Below are 19,525 nucleotides of genomic sequence, written 5' to 3' on the forward strand. Positions count from 1 at the left end.
ACGCTCATGGACGACAACTACTTCGAGGTCGAGGACTCAACGCCGCTGCCGAAGCAGCAGCAGCACACCGATGACCTGCCGCAGATCGATCTGGAGCCGGAAGGACCGCGCCCGCCCTCCCGACGCAAGCGCCTGACGCAGATCGGCCTCGTACTTGGCGCGCTCGTCGTGGTCCTGGTGACATTTCAGAGCGCGCTCGCGCCATCTCATCCTGCGCCCAGCGCCCCCACCCCCCTGCCGACCATCCCGCCGCCTCTCGCGGTGATCAGCAGCAATATTAACTTCGGCGCCGTCACCATCAACGGCCTACGGCAGCGCGGCACGGTTCCCATGTTCTTCAGGCCACACGACACGACCTATACGGTCATCATCAACGCGTCCCCCTTCCGGCCAGTATCCTGCACCTTCACGTTTTTTCGCGGCGCGCCTGAACCTACCGGGCCGGGCTGCTCCATCAACTCCGACAGCTTCCAGACGATCACCGCCAACGGCATCACCGCTGCTCCCTCCTACTGGGTTGAGATTGATTTCACAGCGAGGGATTTGCCAGCCGACCAGCGCAGCCAGATCAACGCGCTGCTGGCCCATTCGGTCATCGCAGAGCAAACCACGACGGTTCCCGCAGGCTCTTATATCGCCACCAGCCTCAACGGAGGCGGCGCGATTACCAGTCGGCGCGCCGGCGCCGCGCTCAAGGGCACTGCATCCCTGGCCGCCAGCGACAACATCTGGCAGATCGGGTTCGATTGCATCGGGCTGATCTGCCAGGCCGTCGCTGACCCGCGAACCCTCAGCGCCTTCACCGGCATGGCCTGGGTAATCGGTGTGCCAGCCGCGCTGCGCTGGCGCTTTACCACGTCAGCCGGGCAGATGCTTGGGGATGTCTCCTTTCCGGTTTTTGAGACGCTGCCAGCCCTGCTGACCTACTCGCCCGACAACGGTTGGAGTTTCTTATACGAGCTAGACTTTAACCCGCCCAGCACTGCGGCTTCGATAGGCATTGTGGACTGCAATACCGGCGCCCAGGTGTTGCAGCAGCAAATCCAGTACATGAGCTTTGGCTTCGCCACGACCAGCGCCGACCAGGGAATCGAGGGCTGCCAGATCACCTTGCAGGACACTGGCGGGACTGGCCGGGGCAGCTTCATCTGGCGCTTTGGGGTGCTGCTGGCTGCCGACAGCGAGGCCCACCATCGGCTGCCCCAACTGCCTGTCGCCCCACCGGCAGAGATCGCCGCTGTGCAGGGCTAGGCATTCGCCCGCAGCCTTTGTCTCCTGGTTCCACCAATGATCGGGGGTTGCCGCTGGTAGCGCCGCCGTCTCGGCGGCTCAACGCTGGCCTGCTGGTGTGCTGGCCCGCAGGGCGAACGCTCGCGCTGGCGAATCGTTGGCCGCCGAGACGGCGGCGCTACAGGTGGCCCCCGCTTTTCGGTAGAACCTTGTCTCCTATTCCCCTTGACATATGCCTCTCCCTCGCTCTATGCTTGAGCAGCGAAAGCGCGCGAGTTGAAGCCGAAGGAGCAGGGCCATGCACGATGACCAGGGAGAGCGCCAAAGACTTCCTGCCTGCGCTGGTTGACGCGGCCAATCAACTGCCACAAACCAACGCGCAAGCAGGAGAACCAGTGCTATGACCTTTTCTTCAGAAGCGGGGCCAGGCAAGGACCAGACCGCGACGGACGCGCCGCTGGACGATTCGCCTGTTCAGGAGCAGCCCCCGGCAAAACCGAACACGCGCCTCTTGTTCCTCCTCCTGGGGGGACTGGCGCTCCTCGTCATCTTCACTCCGCTGGCCCTGACGCTCGCGCAGCGCCCCGCGCCAGCGCCCATCGCGCAGACAACGCCAGCCGCCAGCCCAACGCCAGCGCCCACCCCTACTGAAACGCCGCCAGCCTACACGCCCGCCGGAACCGCGCCCACCAGCGCGCAGTGCCAGAGCCTCATCCACGCGCCCTGCTACAGCCCGGAGCAGATGCAGCAGGCGTTCCGCCTGACCCCGCTCTATAGGCAAGGCTATGACGGGCGCGGCCAGACCATCGTGATCCTGGGGACAGGCAAGACCACCACCCTTGCAGCCGATCTGCACCAGTTCGATCTGGCCTGGGGCTTGCCCGATCCCACCTTCACCATCCTGCACCCCTTTGGCCCGCCCGCGCCCTATACCTGCGCCGGTGGCATGGACGATCTCCAGCTTGAAAATACGCTCGATGTCGAATGGTCGCACGCGATGGCCCCAGGAGCCAGCATCATCCTGCTCATCGGCTCCAACGACTCAGGCGGCCCGCGTTCGGCAAACTGCGCCTACGCCGGGCTGCTGGACGCCCTGGCTTATGCCGTTGATCAGCATCTCGGCAGTGTCATCTCAATCAGCTATGGCGGCAGCGAACTGGGCGACATCTCCGAAAGCGCCAGCGAAAAAGCGCAGGACCGGCGCTTTTTTAATCAAGCGCACGCCCTCTTCGAGCGAGCGGCAAAAGCAGGCATCACCGTCCTGGCCTCCAGCGGCGATGACGGCGCCACCAACTTCAACAGCTTCTCCAATCCCTCGTCCGTTTGGGACCACCCCAACATCTCCTGGCCCGCCTCTGATCCGGCTGTCCTGGCTGTGGGCGGCACCAGCCTGGCGCTGGCAGACGCCAACGGCCTCTATGGCTCCGAGACGGTCTGGAACGCCGGGGGCGGCTCAACCGGCGGCGGCCTGAGCGCCGTCTTTCAGGAGCCAGATTACCAGCATGCCATTCCCGATCAGACCGTGCTGCATGGCAAGCGCGGCATCCCCGATATTTCCTTCCCGGCAGCCGTCAATTACGCTCTCTATGGCTCATTCCTCATCGGAGAGCTTGGCGCGCATCGCTCGCAGTGGAGCCACTGGGACATCATCGGCGGGACCAGCGCCAGCGCCCCCTGCTGGGCCGGATTGATCGCCATCGCCAACCAGATGCGCGGCAAACCGCTGGGCTTGGTCCAGCCCGCCCTCTACAGCCTCATTGGCAGAGAGATGCACGACATTATTACCGGCGATAACAGCCTGCATGGCGTGACCGGCTACCAGGCCCGGCCCGGCTACGATCTGGCTTCAGGGTGGGGTACGCCCATTGCCGATACGTTTCTGCCCGCCCTGATTCAAGCCGCCGACCTGCTCGCCGCTGGCTGCCCCAACCGCTACCGCGCCTGCCCTTGAGATCGCCCGGCTTCTATTCGAGCGGCGCGGTAAGCTCCAGTTGGATGCCATCGGGGTCGTTGAAACTGAGGATGGTAATCCCGAAGGGCACGAGGTCTCTGATCTCCCCGTGTTCCACGCCGCGCTCCTCGAACAGCGCCAGCGCCTTCTCCAGTTCAGCGCGATTGGCAACGCCAAAGCTCAGGTGATCCAACCCTACGCGATGCGGGCTGAAACGGTCATTTTCGATAGCCAGGCTGGGATCCCAGGGCGGCGTCAGCCCCAGCAGCATTTTGCCATCGGTCATGACATAGCCTGGGGGCAGTTCCACCGCCAGCCTGAAGTTGAGCAGGCTGGTGTAGAAGGCCAGAGAACGAGCGGGGTCAGTGACGATCAGGCGCATGTGGTGGACACCAGTGGTGGTAATCTCTACGGACATCGCGTCATCCTTCCTTGAGGCGCATCTCGTCTTGCTCTCTCAGATGCCAATGGCCTCGATGAAAACCCGTAACTGTCTCTGCGCCTCTTTCTACCTATTACTGTAGTACGATACAGCGGGGACTGGCAGCGCCGCCATCCTGGCAGCTTTCGCGGGGGGGGTGCGGGGACTGGCAGCGCCGCCATCCTGGCAGCCTTCGCGGGGGAAGCGGGGACTGGTAGCGCCGCCTTCCAGGCGGCTCGACGTGGGCGTGCCGCAGCCATGCCCCTGAAGGAGCAGCGTTTGCAGCAGCGCCGCGTTGGCCGCCAGGGATGGCGGCGCTACAAGTGGCGGAGCTGCACGGTCTGAGATCGATCAGGCGCCCAGGTCTTTGTTGACCTGATCGAGCGCCGACTTGACGGCTTGCAGGTCATCAAAGACAGGCTGCATATCGTGGAGCGACTTCACCAGAGCAGCCACATCCGCTTTCAACTGGGTATCTGCCGGAGGCGGCGCGGCCTCTTTCGCGGCGGCCAGCGCGTTCATCAGGTCTACGCCAATCGCTCCATGCCAGACCCCCACGTTGCTGACCCAGCAGAGTTTACACTGCTTGAACACCTGCCCGTTGCCGTTCCCTTTGCCTGGCTGTCCAGCGTCGGCAGGCCAGTAGGCATGTTCGTCTTCCAACGGCCAGTTGTCCTGCTCCCACCCTTTTAGCACCTCCTGGCGGAAACCGCCGCGTACCTGCTTCCCGTTCGGAGCCGTAAGAATTGCCCCGTCATCCTTCCATCCTGCCGGAATAGTTGACACCGAAGAACCTCCCTGGAGAAATTGAAAGAGCGCAGCCCAGGGGTATGGCCCCGGACAGCGCGCCTTATTGGTCCCATCAATCGAATAATGTCCGGTGATCCCGCCATTCTTGTCAGCCGCGCGCGCCGGAATGTGCAGCCGCGAGGCCAGCCATTTGACTAGCTCAAAGCTCGCGTCTTGCTGCGCGGGTGTCAGCGGGTCGCCGTTGTCTGTGCGTGTCTTGCAATGTTCAATACTGACCGTGACAAAGTTGGGGTTCAGGCCGCCCAGGGTATTTCAGAAGGCATCGTGCTTCGCCCCCAGGATACCGTTGCCATAGGCCGCATCAGCCAGACTGACCATCTGAATGACCTGGCCGTTTTTCCCGATCACGAAATGGACCCCGTGATCGCGCTGCCCCTGAAACCATCTGGCTTGCTGCTCAGCCGTCCCGTCTCCAGAAGCGGTGCCATGCAAGATAATCCATTTTGGAGCATGTCCCTCGCGCCCATGCGAGCCGCGCGGATCATAGCCAAACCCAGGAATCGGCGCCCAGGACGCCCCTGGATATTCTGCGCTCATAACAAGCTGCTCCTTTTGCAAAAGACCCCACGTTCAGAAATCCACGTCTCCCACACTACAAAGCGGATCAGCGATCTATTTCAATGCGCAACAATGGATCGGCCCCTGCCTTCTTGCAGCGCAGCATGGGCCTGTGATCCGTTCGTTACGAACAACGGTACAAGTGGTGAAGATTCGCAGCCGAGCCGCCGACGGGCTGGCGGTTCATGATTTTGATTATCAAATTGGCTATTCGTCTTAGCCTGCTTCACACAACCGACGGTTGGCCCCACCCCTGCTGCCTGGAAGGACGGCGCTACAACCCCGCCCCTGCCGCCTGGAAGGACGGCGCTACACCCCCCCCTGCTCGTGCGGAGGTTGTGTGAGGCGCTCTTAGCCTGCGCAGGCAGGCTTTGTGGCGTAGCCTTCAGCCGCCAGCCAATAATGGCCTGGGCGTACCGGATGAAAAAGTCAAAAATCATGAACCGCCAGCCCGCTTGAGCGCGTAGCCGAGATAGGACGCCAGCGTATGGCCGCCTATCTGGAAGCGGGCCGCCGCGCCCATCTGGCCGATGGAGAGTCTGCCGCGCTTATAACGACGCAGCAGGCGAAGCAGGCTCAGGGGATTGGTCGCCGGATTCAGGCCCATGATCTCCTGGGCTTCCAGGCCATGCCGGGAAAGCCCGCGCTTGAGTTCGGCGGGCGTAATGAACTGCTCCCAGGCGTGCAGGTCCGGCGGCAGAAACGCCGTCGCCCGCCACTCCTGAAACAGCTTGATAACCACCAGCTTGCTAAAAAGCGTGCGGTTGATCGTCTCGAAGCAGTAGACGCCGCCTGGCGTGAGGACACGAGCCGACTCCGCGATCACCCTGTCCTGATCGCCGACATGCTCCAGCGCATCGCAGCAGTAGACCAGATCGAAGCTGGCATCTGCAAAGGGAAGCTGCTCGCCTACGCCCACCTGATAGTCAATTACCAGAGCCGATTGTCGCGCGTGCGCACGCGCCGTCGCAATCGCTGGCTCCGCAGGGTCAATGCCCGTCACCCGACAGCCCAGCCGGGCAAACTCTTCGGCCAGCAGCCCACCGCCGCAGCCAACATCCAGCGCGCGCAGGCCGCGCGGATCGAGCCGCAGCCGCTCGGTCAACATCTGGCGGAAATAGCCGAAGCGCGCTGGATTCAGCGCGGTGCGCAGCAGCGAAAACGCCTCGTTTTCATCCCACCAGATGTCGCCCTGGAAGTTTTCGAGTTCAGGATCAACAGGCAATTCAGCGGTTCACCTAGCCAGGCATCTCAACGCCTAGCTGTCTGAGGATGCCAGGCAGGCCGCCATCGGGCGCCGGCTTGGCAAGATACTGGACAATTTTCCCGTCCTTGAAGGTGAAAACTGAGGTTTCCTCCGGCAGCGCGAACTTCTTGCCGGTAGCCGGAATGGGCGGCATACCAGGCAGAGCCAGTGTGCCGGTCTGCGTGCCGGTAATCCTGTGCCTGATTGTCGCCGTGTCGCCGCTTTCCTCGGCCCCTGTCTCGTTGAACGTGAAGTCAGGACACGCGGCATTCATTGCCTGCATAAAGCCCAGGAAATCCTGTTTGGTCAGCGGCTGCGGCGTGACCCCCATAAAGCTGTAGTCATCCGCCATCAGACTGCTCACCGTAGCTACATCGCCAGCCGAAAACGCCTGTAAACTCTTGCGCGCCAGATCGAGCTTGCTCATGTGGTTCCTTTCCTTTCAACTAAACCTTTCCTACCTAACCCACTGCGGGAATCGCGCCAGGCTCTTGCGGCATGCTCAGGAATCCGTATCTGTTCACCCTGCCACAATCTCATCATCCTGCTGTGAGCAAGTATACAGGAACGCGGCTCTTTTGGAAAGAGCAAAAGCGCCAGGGGTTCCACCACCTGCCACTTGTAGCGCCGCCTTCCAGGCGGCTCAACGTCGGCCTGCTGGTACGGTGGCCTGGAGGGCGAACGTTCACGCTGGCGCAGCGTTGGCCGCCAGGATGGCGGCGCTACAAGTACCATGCCTCGCTTGCCAACACCTCCTGTGTGGTGGAACCGCGCCAGCCGCGTGTACCGCCGCCGTCCCTGGCGGCGCAACGTCGGCCTGCTGGTACGTTAGCCTAGAGGGCGAACGTTCGCCAGGCGAAGCGTTGGCCGCCAGGATGGCGGCGCTACAAGTATATACGCCGCGCCTATCGGGGCGGGGAGTCCATGTAGACGGACTTGGCGGCTTGTCGCCTCCAGGCGTGGTTTTAACCGCCAGCCCGCTAGCGCAGCCGCCGCAGCAGCACCCGCTGATGCGTGCCATCGGGCAGCATCCCGGCGGGCAGCGCCTCGATAACCTCATACTTGGGCGCGGCGGCCACCGCTTCCGCCGTCGCCGTCGGCGTATCGGCCACAAAGATCACCCCGGCCAGGCTCAGCGTCGTGGGGGCCATCATCAGCAGATCGGCAGCAGGCTTCGGCGGCTGCCCGTTGGCATCGAAGACCGTTGGGTCTGGCGCGGCCATTGGCCGAAAGATCACGGAGACGGCGCTGTAGCCTGGCACGCCGCCCGATGCTGTCACCAGCGTAACGGTCTTTTGCCGCCCGGTCCATGTCTTGGCGATAACGCCCCGGATATGGGCAGCTTTGTGGTCATCCAATGGCATCGTTCGCTCCCTTCTCTCACCTCTCCAAATCTCTAACTCCCGCGCCGCTCTTTGGCGAACCGCGGTTCCACCAATGATCGGGGGTTGCCGCTCGTACCGCCGCCGTCCCTTCGGGAAGGGCCGCTTGCCTCGGCTATGCCTCGTCGAGCGAGAGGTCCTCGCTCCCGTTGGTCGCTCGCGCGTCCCTCCCGGCGGCCACCGCCGCGCCAGAGCGCGCGTGCGCCCTCCAGGCCACCGTACCAGCAGGCCAGCGTTGAGCCGCCGAGACGGCGGCGCTACGGGCTGGCCGCGCTTGTCAGCCCCTCATGTGTGGCAGAACCGCAAACGGTGAAACTCTCATGCTATTCTCAGATTTTTGTGCTATACTTTTTGTAGTAACGGGAAAGGTTTCCAACAGCACAGACCAGACAATCCTCGCAAGAAGCCTGCTCCGTTACCCGTTGACTTGCTGCACAGGGAAGGCGCCTAAGCCGTTCAGAAAAGGGAGGTACCCATGTCTTCCCTCGTTACCATAGTTGCCAGCTTGCGCGCCCTGTTGATGGGCGCGTTGCAGCGCCTGCGCGAAATGCTCTGGCCGCGCCCGGAGCGCCCTGCTCCCGCATGGGCCTATGCGCCCGCGCCCGGCAAGCGCAAGAACGCGCTCCCCAGGCCAGCCACCGGCCCCCTCGCTGATCCCGAATGGCGTCCCATGTGGCCGGGTAATCGGCCCCGCCAGCAGCCAGCAACTCCCGACGACACCAGCGATACCTGAAACCGACGAGATAGAGTTTCCCTGGAATGCTCGAAGCATTCCAGGGTTTTTTAATGGCACCACTTGTAGCGCCGCCATCCTGGCGGCCACCGCTTCGCCAGCGCGAACGTTCGCCCTCCGGGCCACCGTACTAGCAGGCCAGCGTCCAGCCGCCTGGAAGGCGGCGCTACAAGTAACACGTCAAACAGCATAGTTGACGAGAACGCGGCTGCTTCGTATAGTGTAAGTGGGCAATAATACGGGTGATCGACTCGCCTCTCGCGCAACGCCCAGGCTCAAGCTATTGGCGACTCGTGCTTTCACGGGAGATGTACGTATCTCCCGATGGACGAAAGAAGGATAGAACATCATGGATCACCGGGAAGCGCCATCACCTCTCAGCCGACCAGTGGGCCGTCCCCCCGTGTGGGAAGACAAGGACCAGCAAACGCCAGAGTATACAGGGGGCGCGCCGCGCTGGCGCAGGCTGCTGAGTCGCTGGTATCAGCTTACCACCCCTGCCAGGCTCGACCCGCAGGCAAGCCTTGCCCGGCGTGAACAGGCCCGGCGCGCGCGCCTGGCGAGTACCCTTCTCTTGATCGCCACCATCGTCTGGCTGGTATCCGGGGCAGCGGAGTTCGCCCTAAGCAGCTCCACCGCTGGACTGGCGCCGGTCTTTCTGACCGGGCTGGCCTTCCTGGGCTTCCTGATCTTCCTCAATCAGCGCGGGCTGGTTTCGGTAGTTGGCAGCCTGCTCATCATCCTGATTTACCTGAGTTTCATTCTGATCTTGAAAGACGTGCCAGAGCTTGATCCTTCTGAAGTGGCGATCTTCGACCTGTTGATCTATGCCGAGCTGATCGCCGTCTCGCTGCTTCCATCCATGAGCATCTTTCCTGTGGCGATAAGCAACTGCTGCCTGATCCTGCTGGGCGTCTTCGGCCTTCAGGGGGCTGCTCCAGAGGCCGTCATGCAGACGCGCACCCTCGACACCTTCCTGGTACAACCCCTCACGCTGCAAATCCTCGTGGCGGTTGTAACCTATCTCTGGGTGCGCAGCACCGAACACGCCATCGCGCGGGCCGACCAGGCGCAGCTTCTCGCGGCGCTCAGGCAGCGCGAAGCGGATCGGAAACGGGAACTGGAGGCAGACATCCAGGAACTGCTGCGGGCGTTCAGGTTGGCCGCCAATGGCACGCTCACGGCCCGCGCGACGCTCAGCCAGGACCACGACCTCTGGCAGCTAGGCGCACTGCTCAACAGCTTGCTGAGCCGCCTGCAACGCGCCGAGCAGGCTGAAAACATGGTCCAGCGCACTACTGTCGAGGCCGGGCGGCTGGCGGAGGCCATCCAGGCAGCAAAGTCCGGGCGTCCTCCGCTCTGGCCCGCGCCCAGTGGGACGCCTCTGGACCAGGTGATCCAGGAAATTACTGGTCGTCGCCAGCCTCCCTGGTAACGCCTCTGCGCCGACACGCGAGCGACCAATCCTCGTCGTAACGATCTCGTAACGGACGCATGGTACCCTGAGACGAGAAGAGAGTACTCGTCTTGTCCAGGAAGGAGGCGAACGATGAGACAATTGGCTGACTCGCCAGCGCCTGCCGAGATACGCCTGCATGGACGCTGGCTGCTGATTGCCCGCGTGGCCTGGCTCAGCGTGGCGATAGTGAGCATTACCAGCTTTTTCCTGACCCTCCCGTTCACCTTCGCAGATCTGGAGCAGGTCTGTACCAGCGCGGCGTGCGATTTCCGCCTGCGCCCCCAGGACCTGCCTGTGCTGGCAGAATGGGGCCTGTCTCCCGCCGCCTTCGCGGCCTATGGCACGACGCTGAACGGGCTGGCATACCTGGCCTGGATCGCGATGGGGGTGCTCCTCTTCGCGCGAGGGTCCGCTGAACCCCGCGCGCTCTTCTTCTCGTTCTGCCTGCTGGTCTCTGGCGGCGGCCCCAGCCCCGACCTGGCGATGGTCCAGCCGATCTGGCGCCTGCCGGTGGCGGCCTGGCTGTTCCTCGCCTCTATCTGCCTCTACCTGCTCTTGCTGCTCTTCCCGAATGGGCAGTTTGTCCCCCGCTGGGCGCGCTGGGTGGCGCTCGCCTGGATCGTGCTCAATGTACCCGTCAGTTTCTTTCCAGACTTGCCTCTGCGCCCAGATACCTGGCCGGGCGCAGCCTTCACTCTGGGCTTCTTCGGGTACCCCATTGCGGCGCAGGTCTACCGCTATGCGCGGCGCTCGACGCCCCTGGAGCGCCAGCAGACCAAGTGGGTGCTGCTGGTGCTGGGCCTCTTCCTGCTGCTGCTGCTTGGCGGCGGGCCAGTCGTCACTGGGAAGGCCACGGCGCTCTGGGTGGTGCTCGTCCTTGGTACCGCGCTTCAGGTAGCGATCCTCCTCATCCCGCTCGCTATTGCCGCCTCGATCTTGCGCTATCGGCTCTGGGAGGTGGACAGCCTGATCAACAAGGCGCTGGTCTATGGCCTCCTGACTGGCATCCTGGGCGCGCTCTACGCGGGCCTGATCATCGGCCTGGAGCATCTGCTGGGCCTCTTCGGCGGGACCGCCGCGCAAAACCCGATAGTGCTGGTCGTCTCCACTCTGGCAATCTTTGCCCTCTCCCTGCCCCTGCGCCGCCGCATCCAGCGCCTGATTGACCGCCGCTTCTATCGCAAGAAGTACAATGCCGAACAAACCCTGGCCGCCTTCAGCGCCTCGCTCAGGAATGAAGTTGATCTAGAGCAGGTGCGCGCGAACTTGCTGGCGGTGGTGCAGGAAACCATGCAGCCCGCCCACGTCTCGCTCTGGCTGCGCCAGCCAGCCTGGCGCACTGCCGAGGCGCTCCCCCCGGCGGAAACGCTTGAGTAGGCAAGATGCGCTAGCGCGCTGCGCTCGGCATACGTCTCGTTCTCCTGCTGCGAGACCAGCGGACGCGGGCGGCCAGTTTTTCCTCGCCTTGAGCAATACGAACCAATCAGGACCGAGTATTACCGGTTTCGGGACGATAATCAAGCCAGGAGATGATCACGGCTCCACTCGTGATCTCTGATAAGCGATAGAGCAGCGTTACGTCAGATTGACTGTGATGCGCCTGCACCAGTCGGCAGGCGCATCCCCGCAGGAGGACACATGGAGACCTTATGGAACACGGCGCTGTGGCGGCAGTTCGGCGCGGCTATTGAGATGCTGGAAAACGCCCTGCTGGCCTGCCCGGAGGCGCTGTGGCAAGAGCGCCTCTGGCGCAACCCCCCATCACCGGAGTTCCCGCCACCGTTCGCGGAGTTCTGGTATGTCACCTATCATACACTGGTCTGGCTCGACCTGTATCTCTCAGGCGTCCCGGAGGAGGACTTTGCTCCCCCGGCTCCCTTTGCCCAGAGCGTGCTCGATTCCGCCGAGGCGCTGCCTGCACAGCCCTATACCAGAGAGGAACTGCGCGCCTATCTCGCCGCTTTGCGCCAGAAGTGCCGCGCCACGCTCCTCGCGCTGACGGGCGAGCAGGCGCGGCGACCCGTCTCGTATCCCTGGTCCAGGGGGCAGCCTATCAGCTTTCTGGAGTTGCTCCTCTACAATCTGCGCCACGTCCAGGAACATGTGGCCCAACTGAGCCTCTTTCTCGGCCAGCACGGCATCCCGGACGAGGCGCTCATCGCGGTTGCGCGCGCGAAGGATGAGCCTGGGGACCATTAGAGCGCCTGACACAACCTCCGCACGAGCAGAGGCGGGGTTGCAGCGCCGTCCTTCCAGGCGGCAGAGGTGGGGCCAACCGTCGGTTGTGTGAAGCATTCTTAAGCGCGCGGTGGGCCACCTATGGGGTAGCTCTTGCCTTCCCACCCATGCGCTAAGATCGGACGCCACACAAACCTGACAACAGGTGTCTGGAAGAGGCTGGTATGCTTCAGCAGAAAGCGCGCCAGGCGCTCATCACCGCAGTTCATCCATACAGGAGGTATTTTCGATGGAAGCACAACCTGCTGAAACCAGCGAGCCAGAAGCCAGTCGCCCGCGCATGTTTGGCGGCCATCTTGAGCCGACGCGGCTCCCCTGGAAATGGGCAGTCGCTCAATTAGAAGTAGCCCGCAACTATTGGATCGCCACCACGCGCCCCGATGGGCGGCCACACTGCCGCCCGGTCTGGGGCGTCTGGCTGGATGGCCTCCTCTACTTCAGCACTGGCGCGCTGACCTGGAAGAACCTGGAACACCATCCCGCGACCACCGTCCATCTGGAGAGCGGCAGCAAAGTCGTCATTCTGGAGGGCATCACCGAAGAGATGAAGAACCCCTCTCTGCTGGAGCAAGTGGCCTCCGCCTACGAGGCCAAGTACCATTGGAAGCTGGACACAGACGAACTCCCCTATGCCTTCCGGCCCCAGGTTGCCTTTGGCTGGTGTTCGGATGACGAAGGACTCGACGGTGGCTCGGCCTTTCATGGCACAGCCACGCGCTGGAAGTTCCCCTGACCCCCTCTCGTACCGCCGCCGTCTCGGCGGCTCACCGTTGGGATGCCGAGACGTGGCGAAGCACGCCAGCAGCGTTCGCATTGGTGCAGCGTTCAGCCGCCATTTCTGGCGGCGCACTCGTACCGCCGCCAGAGATGGCGATCCCGTCGCGCGCTGGCTAGAGCCGCTGCCAGCGCGCCGGTACATCGCCCCACTGCGCGATGGCCGCGTTGGCAAAAGCGCGCTGACGCCTGATCTCTTCTAGCCGCGCCAGAAAGCGGCCCAGCCTATCCACGCCCGCCTGCCGCCAGTGTTTAGGAATCATCGAATCATCCAGCCGGTCATGCACCGCGCCATCCTGAAACACAAAGTTATCGTTGGTCGGCGTCTGATAGGCCAGCAGCGCGTAGGCGCATGCCCCCAGCACCACCACATCGCGGTCAACTTCAGGGATCGTGCTGCCGTTCGCGTCAAGCTGGTGCTTCGTCCCAAAGGACACGCGCAGCGCCAGACTGGCATCCACCGGCAGTTCGGCATCGGCCAGCTTCAGCGTGAACGTCCCCAGGCCAGTATATTCTGTAAACGCCCGCCGGATGGGCGGATAGACCAGCAGCCCCGCCGTATTCACCGTCGGCGCTGCCGCGCCCAACGTGCTATCTGCCGCGCTGTCGTGATAGCTCGTCGTCGTCGTATCATCGAGCGTCGCCAGCAGCAGCAGCGCGCCCCCATCCGCAATTGTGCGATAGAGCCGCCGCGCCAGCACCGCCACGCTGGCATTGGCCGCTGGCGTCGGCCCCAGCGGAATGTCAGTCAGGTCCGTCTGCTGAAGACCGCTCGTCGTCGTCACGCTCCCCAGCGGGCCGGGTGGCGTATCGCCGCTCGCCGTCACAAACGTCACCGCGTACTGATACAGGCCCAACCCCAGGCCCACACCAGCAGCCACCGCCAGCGTCGGGGCGCTGGCAGGCGCGGCAATGGCCGAGCCAGGCACGAGCAGCGGAAACTCGACGCGCTCCACCCACCAGGCTCCGCTCGCCGGACTCATCCCCGCCGGAAAGGGATACGTGCGCTGGCCGGGGATGCTCGCCATATCCACCACCACCATATGGGGCGCGTAGGCGCTGTAGCGGTCCACCGCCTTATCCAGCGCCCGGTCAAGATCGCTGGTTTGCCAGCGTTGATCTGCCCCGGCAGGGTCAAACAGGTCTTGCCGCACCGCATTTTCAAGATCGGTCAGATTCATCTGTATCTCCTCTGCTGACGGTCTACGCCTTCAGCGCCAGTTGCGACCAGTAGATCGTCGCGGCGCTGACCGCCAGCGCAACGTTCACCTGAAGTTGCAGGGTGTGTGTACCCGCCGCGATAGTCTGATAAAATGCAAACGTAAACATCTGGGCCTCGCTCGCCTGCGTCACCAGCGCATCTTTGCCGGGGATAGGCGGCTGCTGGGGGCCGATCTGCACGCCATCCAGCAAGAAGACGACATGCAGCCCTGCCCCAGCCATGCCGAAGCGAAAATGCAGCGTAGCCAGCGCCAGAAACGTCGCGCTGGCTCCCAGCGTAAAAGTAAGCTGATTCAGGATATGAAAGTCAGGATCGTTGAACGTCACCGTTGAAGCGTTCGTATCCACCAGCGGCGGGCTGCCAGAGCCGCCGCTGGCGTCAATGATGATCTGCTGGCCGCTCTCGCTGATGCTGACATTGCCGGATGGCCCCGGAACGAGCTGCACAGCGCCGGTCAGCGCCGCGCCGCCCGTGTCCCCGGTCAGGCTGGTCACGGGCGGGACCGGCGCTGCCGATGGCACGCGGTACACCGCGACCACAAGCGCGTCGTCAGGATTGAGTTCGTTGAAAAAGAGGATAGCGCAGTGATCGCCCGCCGCAATCTCGGCGGCCAGCAGATGCTTTGCCACCTGCACGCTCGCCAGATAATTGCCCTGGCTGGGCAAGACCTGCACCGTCGCCGTCCAATTCGTCTGATTGAAGTCTTGAATAATGCCGCGCCTGATAACTGCTGATTCCATCGGGCCATGCTCTCCTATTCTCGAACGACAGGCCATACGCAAGGAGCAAGGGCTGCCATGCAAGACCAACCCGACCCCTGGCAAGCGCCGCCTGCGCCGCGCTTCAACTCGCCGCTGGGTGTAATCATCAGCGCACTCATTGTGGGGCTGCTGCTCTGCTCGTGCGCCGCGACGGCGCTGGTCCCGGTCTTTGTCGCCAGTTCGCCGCAAGAAACCACAACCGATCACGCCTTTCAGGTACTCTTCACGGCGCTCTTTGTGCTGTTGGGGCTGCTGCTGCTGCTGACAGAGCGCCAGCTTCTCCGCCGAAGCTGGCCGCGAACGCCCGTCTCCTTCGCCCGTCTGCTCTTCACCACCGCCTCCGGCATCACCTTCTGGACCGGCCTGGTCCTCTTTGGCATCGCGCTGGCGCGGCTGACAGCGCCCGCCGTCGCCGACCCCCTCAACATCGCCTTCTGGGCGGTAGCGGCCCTCTGGCTGCTGACCGAAATCATCTTGAACGCCCGCCACCTGCTGCGCCCGCGCCGCGCCCGCGCGCCCGGCCACGACGAACTTTAGGTTCCACTACATATGAGGTATTGGCAAGCGAGGACGCCACTTGTAGCGCCGCCATCCTGGCGGCCCACCGCTGCGCCGTCATCAACGTTGCCCTTCCAGGCAACCCCACTTGTAGCGCCGCCATCCTGGCGGCCAACGATTCGCCAGCGCGAGCGTTCGCCCTCCAGCGCAACGTTCCGGCAGGCCAGCGTTGAGCCGCCTGGAAGGCGGCGCTACAGGTGGCCCCGCCCCGGTAGGGGGTGGAACCTATCCCGCCAGTCCCCCTTGCGCCTCTGGCTGCTCTGCCTTATACTTGAGTCGTTAAAATTGAAATGAGCAATGTACATGAGAGGTAAAAAGGTTACAGGCACGTTATGGACTCACTCCCTTCCGTTCGGCGGCTGCCCTGGCTGCCGGGAACGTTTCTGATCACGCTGGCGGCTATGATTGCCGTCATTATCCTGGCAGACCGAACACTGACCCTGCGCACCGGCCTGGTGGTTGGGGCCATCATCGCGCTGGGGCTGCTGGGCGGCCTCTTCGTCTACAAGCGCAGCCTCAATCGCGCCCGCTGGGCCGGGCAACCGGCCAGAGGCGCTCCCCCCCGGCGGCCCGCCGGCCCCTACGATCCAACCGAGTATCTGACCCCCGCGCGCCAGGCAACGCTCCCCACGCGCTGGCCGCGCCTGCGGGCGCTCACGCGAGCCGCGCCGCTCTTTGGCGTCGGCCTCGCCTTCTGCTTTCACTATCAGGTCGCCTCGGACCTCTTCTCTGCCCGCTCGGCTGACAGCCTGCCCGCCGTCATCTCCGTCACGCTTCTGGCGCTGGGCTTCGCCGTCGGCCTGGCAACGCGGCCCTACGCGCTGCGCCCATCGCGCCCGGCCTGGATGGCCTGGGCCGCGCTCACCCTCATCATCACCGAATGGCTCACCCTCTTTATGCTCTTCACCGCCACCTTCGACGGCTCCTATCGTTCGGCCATCGCGCCTGCCCTCGTGGCGCTGGGCGCTGTCGTCCCGCTCGTCACGATGGCCCGCGAACTCATGGACCGGCGCTACTCCGCCCAGCTTGCCGGAATGACCATCTCCGGCCCAGGAGCCAAACCCAGTCGGCTGCGCGCCCTCTGGCGCAGCGGCGGCGCGCGCTTCGCCATCGGCGCGCTGGGCCTGCTGGCCCTGGCCGCCTATATCCTTCTCACCGCGCCGCACCTCAGCGGCCCTTCGCTGGTGGTGCGCGTCTGGCCCATCATCCTCGCCGTCGGCTGCATCCTCATCCCGCGCGGCAAAGTGGAGAACATCGGCTCAACACTGGCCTGAGCTACAAGGCTTCTTCTCACCTCTGGTGCGCTCGTTCGTGTCCACCATGACAGGAGGTTGACTATGATCCAGGCGTCCAGGATCAAACGGCTCTGCGAAAGCCTCACCATCAAAATGGCCGACACCGTTCCAGAGCCTGTCACCAGGGCGATTCTAGCCAGCCTGGTTGAAGCCGTGACTGAACAGCGCGAAGAGATCAACGAAAAATTAGATAGGCTGCTTGGCAGCCACTACAAAAACGGCATCAATTATCTCAACGACGCAAAAGTGGTGGAACATGCCGCCAGAAGACAGAAATGGATCGAAGCGGCCCTGAGCGAGTTCATGAGCGCGTCAAGCCTGGAAGAAAAGCCGCTGATGACCGCCAAATCCGCGTTTTTTGTCGGAGTCTGTTACTTCCTGCTCGGTGAAAGACTCCTGGCCCTGAACTGGTACGAGAAAGCGTATCAAACCGTCTGCGACATAGAAAACGCCCTGCTCAAAAAAGCCAGACAGAACCCGCTGATCAACGCCGGGCTGCTGCTGAGCCTGTATGGCTCGCCCGTCTATGGCTATCGCAAGTTCCAGCAATATCGAACACGAAAGCACCTTAAAGAGTTCCACGAGCGATTTGTCGTGCCTCTGTCAGATTTGCTCTCTTCGCTCAACTCGCAGGTCAACACCCGTGAAACAGCGCGCCAGCTAGAAACCTCCTACAGCGGGCTGCTTGAACTCCTGCCGGAAGAGGAATAGCGCGCCCCAGGCGCGGCGTCTGTACCTGTAGCGCCGCCGTCCCCGGCGGCCACCTGTAGCGCCGCCGTCCCCGGCGGCCACCGCTGCGCCTGGGCGAACGTTCGCCTTCCAGCGCGAGCGTTCCGGTAGCCCGACGATGAGCCGCCAGGGACGGCGGCGCTACAGGCGCTCCGCAGCCCCTCCTGCCGCCTGGAAGGCGGCGGTACCAGTGGCGCCCCTTGATGGGTGGTGGAACCCTGGGGTGGCTGATACAGTTGACACCTCCAGCAGATACAGCTATACTCGTGCGCACAGCGGGCGCTCGGCGGGTGGGCCACCAGCAACGCGCGCCCGCGCAAACCGCCGTTCTGGAGGTGAAGCAGCATGTTTCGCTTGCTCCAACAACAACGCTACCCCTGGGCGCCGGGGTCGTTTATCCTGACGATTGCGCTGCTGGCAGTTCTTGGCCGCCTGCTTCCTGCCCCGGATAACTCCGGCCACTTCAGCGGCGGCGTCCTCACCATCGAGCTTGGAGCCATCGCGCTGATCGCTGCCCTGGTCATCGCCGCCCTGGCGCTGATACACCAGCCTCAGCCCAGCCCGTTTGCGCGAGCGCCAGGCGCCCGCTTTACCCGCGCTCGCCTGGCGCGGGCCACCGCGCGGGCAGCCGTCCCGCTGGGCGTGGGCGCTGCCCTGCTCTGTCAGGGCATTGGGCGCTCGTTGGTGCAGAACGACTCAGGCGCAGCGCCCAACCCTACCGGCGTCGCGCTGCTGCTCATCGCGCAAATCTGCTTCTTTAGTGGCTTCGCCCTCGGCATCTTCTTCCGTCCGTTCACCCTGGCCCGTGTGGCCCGGCCCGCGCTGCGAAGCTTGCTCTGGCTGCTCGTCGTCGTCGAATGGATCGCGCTCTTTGCCGCCGCCACGCTGGCGAGCGGCCTGGGCCAGAAAAGCCCTGAGAACATCGTCCAGACATTGCCCGCGCTGCTCTTTGTGGACGCAACCAGCCTGGCGCTCATCATCGGCAGCCTGCTGCTCTTTCGCCGCGCAATGGCCCAGGCCGAGCGAGACGCGGGCGGCCCGATAATCCACAGCGACTGGCCGCGCGCCTTCTGGGACGTGGGCAGCGCGAAAGTCTGCCTCTACGGGCTGGCCCTGGCAATTCTTGGCCTGGGGACACTTCCCGCGCTGAGTTCGCCCGACTCGCTCTGGATCGGTGCGCTCTGCGCCTGCCTCCTCTTAGTCGTCGCCGCTGCTGTCGCGCCTTCGCCCGCGCCCGCCGCCCTGCCCGCGTCTGCCGCGACCAATGGGGCCGCCAGCATAGCAGGCAGCGCCTAGCCGAAAGAGAGGAAACGCTCCATGCCCCACACCGACGCGCTCACTGCATTTGCAGAGCGAGCAGCCGACAGCTTGCGCGCTGACGAACGAGTACGCGCCCTCTGGCTTACCGGCAGCCTGGCAGCAGGGACCGCCGACGCCCAGAGCGACGTTGATCTGCGTGCCGCCGTCCCGGCGCAGGACTTCGCAGCAGTCGAAGCGTGGTGGCCGCGCCTGCTTGACCGCATTGCCCCGACCGTCTGGAGACGGCGCTGGCCGGGGCCGCCTGACGAAGCCATCATCGGCGCCATCTCTACCGACTATCTGCGCTTCGATGTCGTCATCCAATCGGCAGCAGACACCAGACTGCGCACCCTGGAGGCGGCGCGCCTGCTGTTCGATAAGGATAACCTGGCTGAACACATCGTTCTCACGACTCCCACCAGGCACGATCCGCTCGCGCATGTGTCATATGTCGTTGAAGAATATATCCGGCTGGTGGGCATGCTGCCCATCGTCGTCGAACGAGACGACGTGGTAATCGGCATGGAAGGCCACTTCGCCCTGCACAGCCTGCTCCTCAGTCTGCTCCTCATGGAAAATGGTATTGACCGCAACGTCACCGGCAAGCGTCATGTCGCCGCGTTCCTCACCGACGAGCAGCGCGCCCTGCTGGCGGGCGTACCCCCGCTGGAGCCAACAATGGCATCGGTCATCCAGGGCCGTCTGGCCTACGCGCGGCTCTTCTTTCCACGCGCGCAGCGCCTCATGGAAGCCAATAGCCTGACCTATCCAGCGGAGTTCGAAACAGCGACCAGGCGTCACCTGGCGGAAACGCTCGGCCTGAGCCTCTGATACACCTATGAATACACCTCATCACCAA

The 19,525-nt window shown here is 63.7% G+C and carries 22 protein-coding genes and 1 pseudogene; 14 read left to right on the forward strand and 9 right to left on the reverse strand.

The features are described 5' to 3' along the window. The first annotated feature begins 6 nt into the window (after positions 1-6). Both VH599_14600 and VH599_14605 read left to right on the forward strand, forming a co-directional pair. The gene (locus VH599_14600) at positions 7-1,251 is read left to right on the forward strand and encodes a hypothetical protein (protein HEY7349543.1); all 1,245 of its coding nucleotides are present in this window, start codon (positions 7-9) and stop codon (positions 1,249-1,251) included. A gap of 379 nt (positions 1,252-1,630) precedes the next feature. Further along, a complete protein-coding gene (locus VH599_14605; GenBank protein HEY7349544.1) occupies positions 1,631-3,181 on the forward strand; it encodes a S53 family peptidase in 1,551 nt (516 codons plus the stop codon). A 13-nt stretch (positions 3,182-3,194) separates the two neighbouring features. On the opposite strand, the gene VH599_14610 is transcribed toward VH599_14605, so the two are convergent. The 5 genes and pseudogenes from VH599_14610 to VH599_14630 form a co-directional block, all read right to left on the reverse strand. Then, complete coding sequence (locus tag VH599_14610) at positions 3,195-3,599, reverse strand: VOC family protein (GenBank protein ID HEY7349545.1); 405 nt, start codon at positions 3,597-3,599, stop codon at positions 3,195-3,197. Between the two features lie 354 nt (positions 3,600-3,953). Continuing rightward, a complete protein-coding gene (locus VH599_14615) occupies positions 3,954-4,388 on the reverse strand; it encodes a hypothetical protein (GenBank protein HEY7349546.1) in 435 nt (144 codons plus the stop codon). 57 nt (positions 4,389-4,445) lie between these two features. After that, positions 4,446-4,949: pseudogene (locus VH599_14620) on the reverse strand (peptidoglycan recognition family protein). Between the two features lie 457 nt (positions 4,950-5,406). Further along, complete coding sequence (ubiG, locus tag VH599_14625; protein ID HEY7349547.1) at positions 5,407-6,195, reverse strand: bifunctional 2-polyprenyl-6-hydroxyphenol methylase/3-demethylubiquinol 3-O-methyltransferase UbiG; 789 nt, start codon at positions 6,193-6,195, stop codon at positions 5,407-5,409. 13 nt (positions 6,196-6,208) lie between these two features. Then, entirely contained in the window at positions 6,209-6,643 is a 435-nt protein-coding gene (locus tag VH599_14630) for a nuclear transport factor 2 family protein (protein HEY7349548.1), read from the reverse strand. Positions 6,644-6,714: 71 nt separating this feature from the next. Between VH599_14630 and VH599_14635 the strand changes: the two genes are divergently transcribed. Beyond that, a complete protein-coding gene (locus VH599_14635; GenBank protein ID HEY7349549.1) occupies positions 6,715-7,053 on the forward strand; it encodes a hypothetical protein in 339 nt (112 codons plus the stop codon). 143 nt (positions 7,054-7,196) lie between these two features. On the opposite strand, the gene VH599_14640 is transcribed toward VH599_14635, so the two are convergent. After that, positions 7,197-7,580 (reverse strand): hypothetical protein, encoded by a 384-nt coding sequence (locus VH599_14640; GenBank protein HEY7349550.1) that lies wholly within the window; start codon positions 7,578-7,580, stop codon positions 7,197-7,199. A 493-nt stretch (positions 7,581-8,073) separates the two neighbouring features. On the opposite strand from VH599_14640, the gene VH599_14645 reads away from it, so the two are divergent. From VH599_14645 to VH599_14665, 5 genes are all read left to right on the forward strand, one after another. Next, complete coding sequence (locus tag VH599_14645) at positions 8,074-8,331, forward strand: hypothetical protein (GenBank protein ID HEY7349551.1); 258 nt, start codon at positions 8,074-8,076, stop codon at positions 8,329-8,331. A gap of 349 nt (positions 8,332-8,680) precedes the next feature. Continuing rightward, a complete protein-coding gene (locus VH599_14650; protein HEY7349552.1) occupies positions 8,681-9,766 on the forward strand; it encodes a hypothetical protein in 1,086 nt (361 codons plus the stop codon). A 114-nt stretch (positions 9,767-9,880) separates the two neighbouring features. Next, positions 9,881-11,167, forward strand: a complete 1,287-nt coding sequence (locus VH599_14655) for a hypothetical protein (protein HEY7349553.1) — start codon at positions 9,881-9,883, stop codon at positions 11,165-11,167. A 261-nt stretch (positions 11,168-11,428) separates the two neighbouring features. After that, positions 11,429-11,989, forward strand: coding sequence for a DinB family protein (locus VH599_14660; protein HEY7349554.1), 561 nt, complete (start codon positions 11,429-11,431; stop codon positions 11,987-11,989). A gap of 268 nt (positions 11,990-12,257) precedes the next feature. Next, positions 12,258-12,761, forward strand: a complete 504-nt coding sequence (locus tag VH599_14665) for a pyridoxamine 5'-phosphate oxidase family protein (GenBank protein ID HEY7349555.1) — start codon at positions 12,258-12,260, stop codon at positions 12,759-12,761. A gap of 157 nt (positions 12,762-12,918) precedes the next feature. Here VH599_14665 and VH599_14670 read toward each other — a convergent pair whose 3' ends face one another. Together VH599_14670 and VH599_14675 are read right to left on the reverse strand one after the other, a co-directional pair. Continuing rightward, on the reverse strand, positions 12,919-13,983 hold the full coding sequence (locus VH599_14670) for a hypothetical protein (protein HEY7349556.1): 1,065 nt from the start codon (positions 13,981-13,983) through the stop codon (positions 12,919-12,921). A 22-nt stretch (positions 13,984-14,005) separates the two neighbouring features. Then, positions 14,006-14,764 (reverse strand): hypothetical protein, encoded by a 759-nt coding sequence (locus VH599_14675; GenBank protein ID HEY7349557.1) that lies wholly within the window; start codon positions 14,762-14,764, stop codon positions 14,006-14,008. A 57-nt stretch (positions 14,765-14,821) separates the two neighbouring features. Between VH599_14675 and VH599_14680 the strand changes: the two genes are divergently transcribed. From VH599_14680 to VH599_14695, 4 genes are all read left to right on the forward strand, one after another. Continuing rightward, a complete protein-coding gene (locus VH599_14680; GenBank protein HEY7349558.1) occupies positions 14,822-15,322 on the forward strand; it encodes a hypothetical protein in 501 nt (166 codons plus the stop codon). 20 nt (positions 15,323-15,342) lie between these two features. Next, positions 15,343-15,516: a hypothetical protein gene (locus VH599_14685; protein ID HEY7349559.1), complete on the forward strand. Its 174-nt coding sequence runs from the start codon at positions 15,343-15,345 to the stop codon at positions 15,514-15,516. 159 nt (positions 15,517-15,675) lie between these two features. Further along, positions 15,676-16,617 (forward strand): hypothetical protein, encoded by a 942-nt coding sequence (locus VH599_14690; protein ID HEY7349560.1) that lies wholly within the window; start codon positions 15,676-15,678, stop codon positions 16,615-16,617. A gap of 63 nt (positions 16,618-16,680) precedes the next feature. Further along, a complete protein-coding gene (locus VH599_14695; GenBank protein HEY7349561.1) occupies positions 16,681-17,349 on the forward strand; it encodes a hypothetical protein in 669 nt (222 codons plus the stop codon). Here VH599_14695 and VH599_14700 read toward each other — a convergent pair. Continuing rightward, positions 17,310-17,714, reverse strand: a complete 405-nt coding sequence (locus tag VH599_14700) for a hypothetical protein (GenBank protein HEY7349562.1) — start codon at positions 17,712-17,714, stop codon at positions 17,310-17,312. The genes VH599_14695 and VH599_14700 overlap by 40 nt on opposite strands. Between VH599_14700 and VH599_14705 the strand changes: the two genes are divergently transcribed. Continuing rightward, a complete protein-coding gene (locus VH599_14705) occupies positions 17,713-18,663 on the forward strand; it encodes a hypothetical protein (protein HEY7349563.1) in 951 nt (316 codons plus the stop codon). The genes VH599_14700 and VH599_14705 overlap by 2 nt on opposite strands. Before the next feature lie 21 nt (positions 18,664-18,684). Continuing rightward, the gene (locus tag VH599_14710; GenBank protein ID HEY7349564.1) at positions 18,685-19,497 is read left to right on the forward strand and encodes a hypothetical protein; all 813 of its coding nucleotides are present in this window, start codon (positions 18,685-18,687) and stop codon (positions 19,495-19,497) included. Positions 19,498-19,525: the final 28 nt, after the last annotated feature.

The organism is Ktedonobacterales bacterium, assembly GCA_036557285.1.
In the GTDB taxonomy this organism is placed as follows: domain Bacteria; phylum Chloroflexota; class Ktedonobacteria; order Ktedonobacterales; family DATBGS01; genus DATBHW01.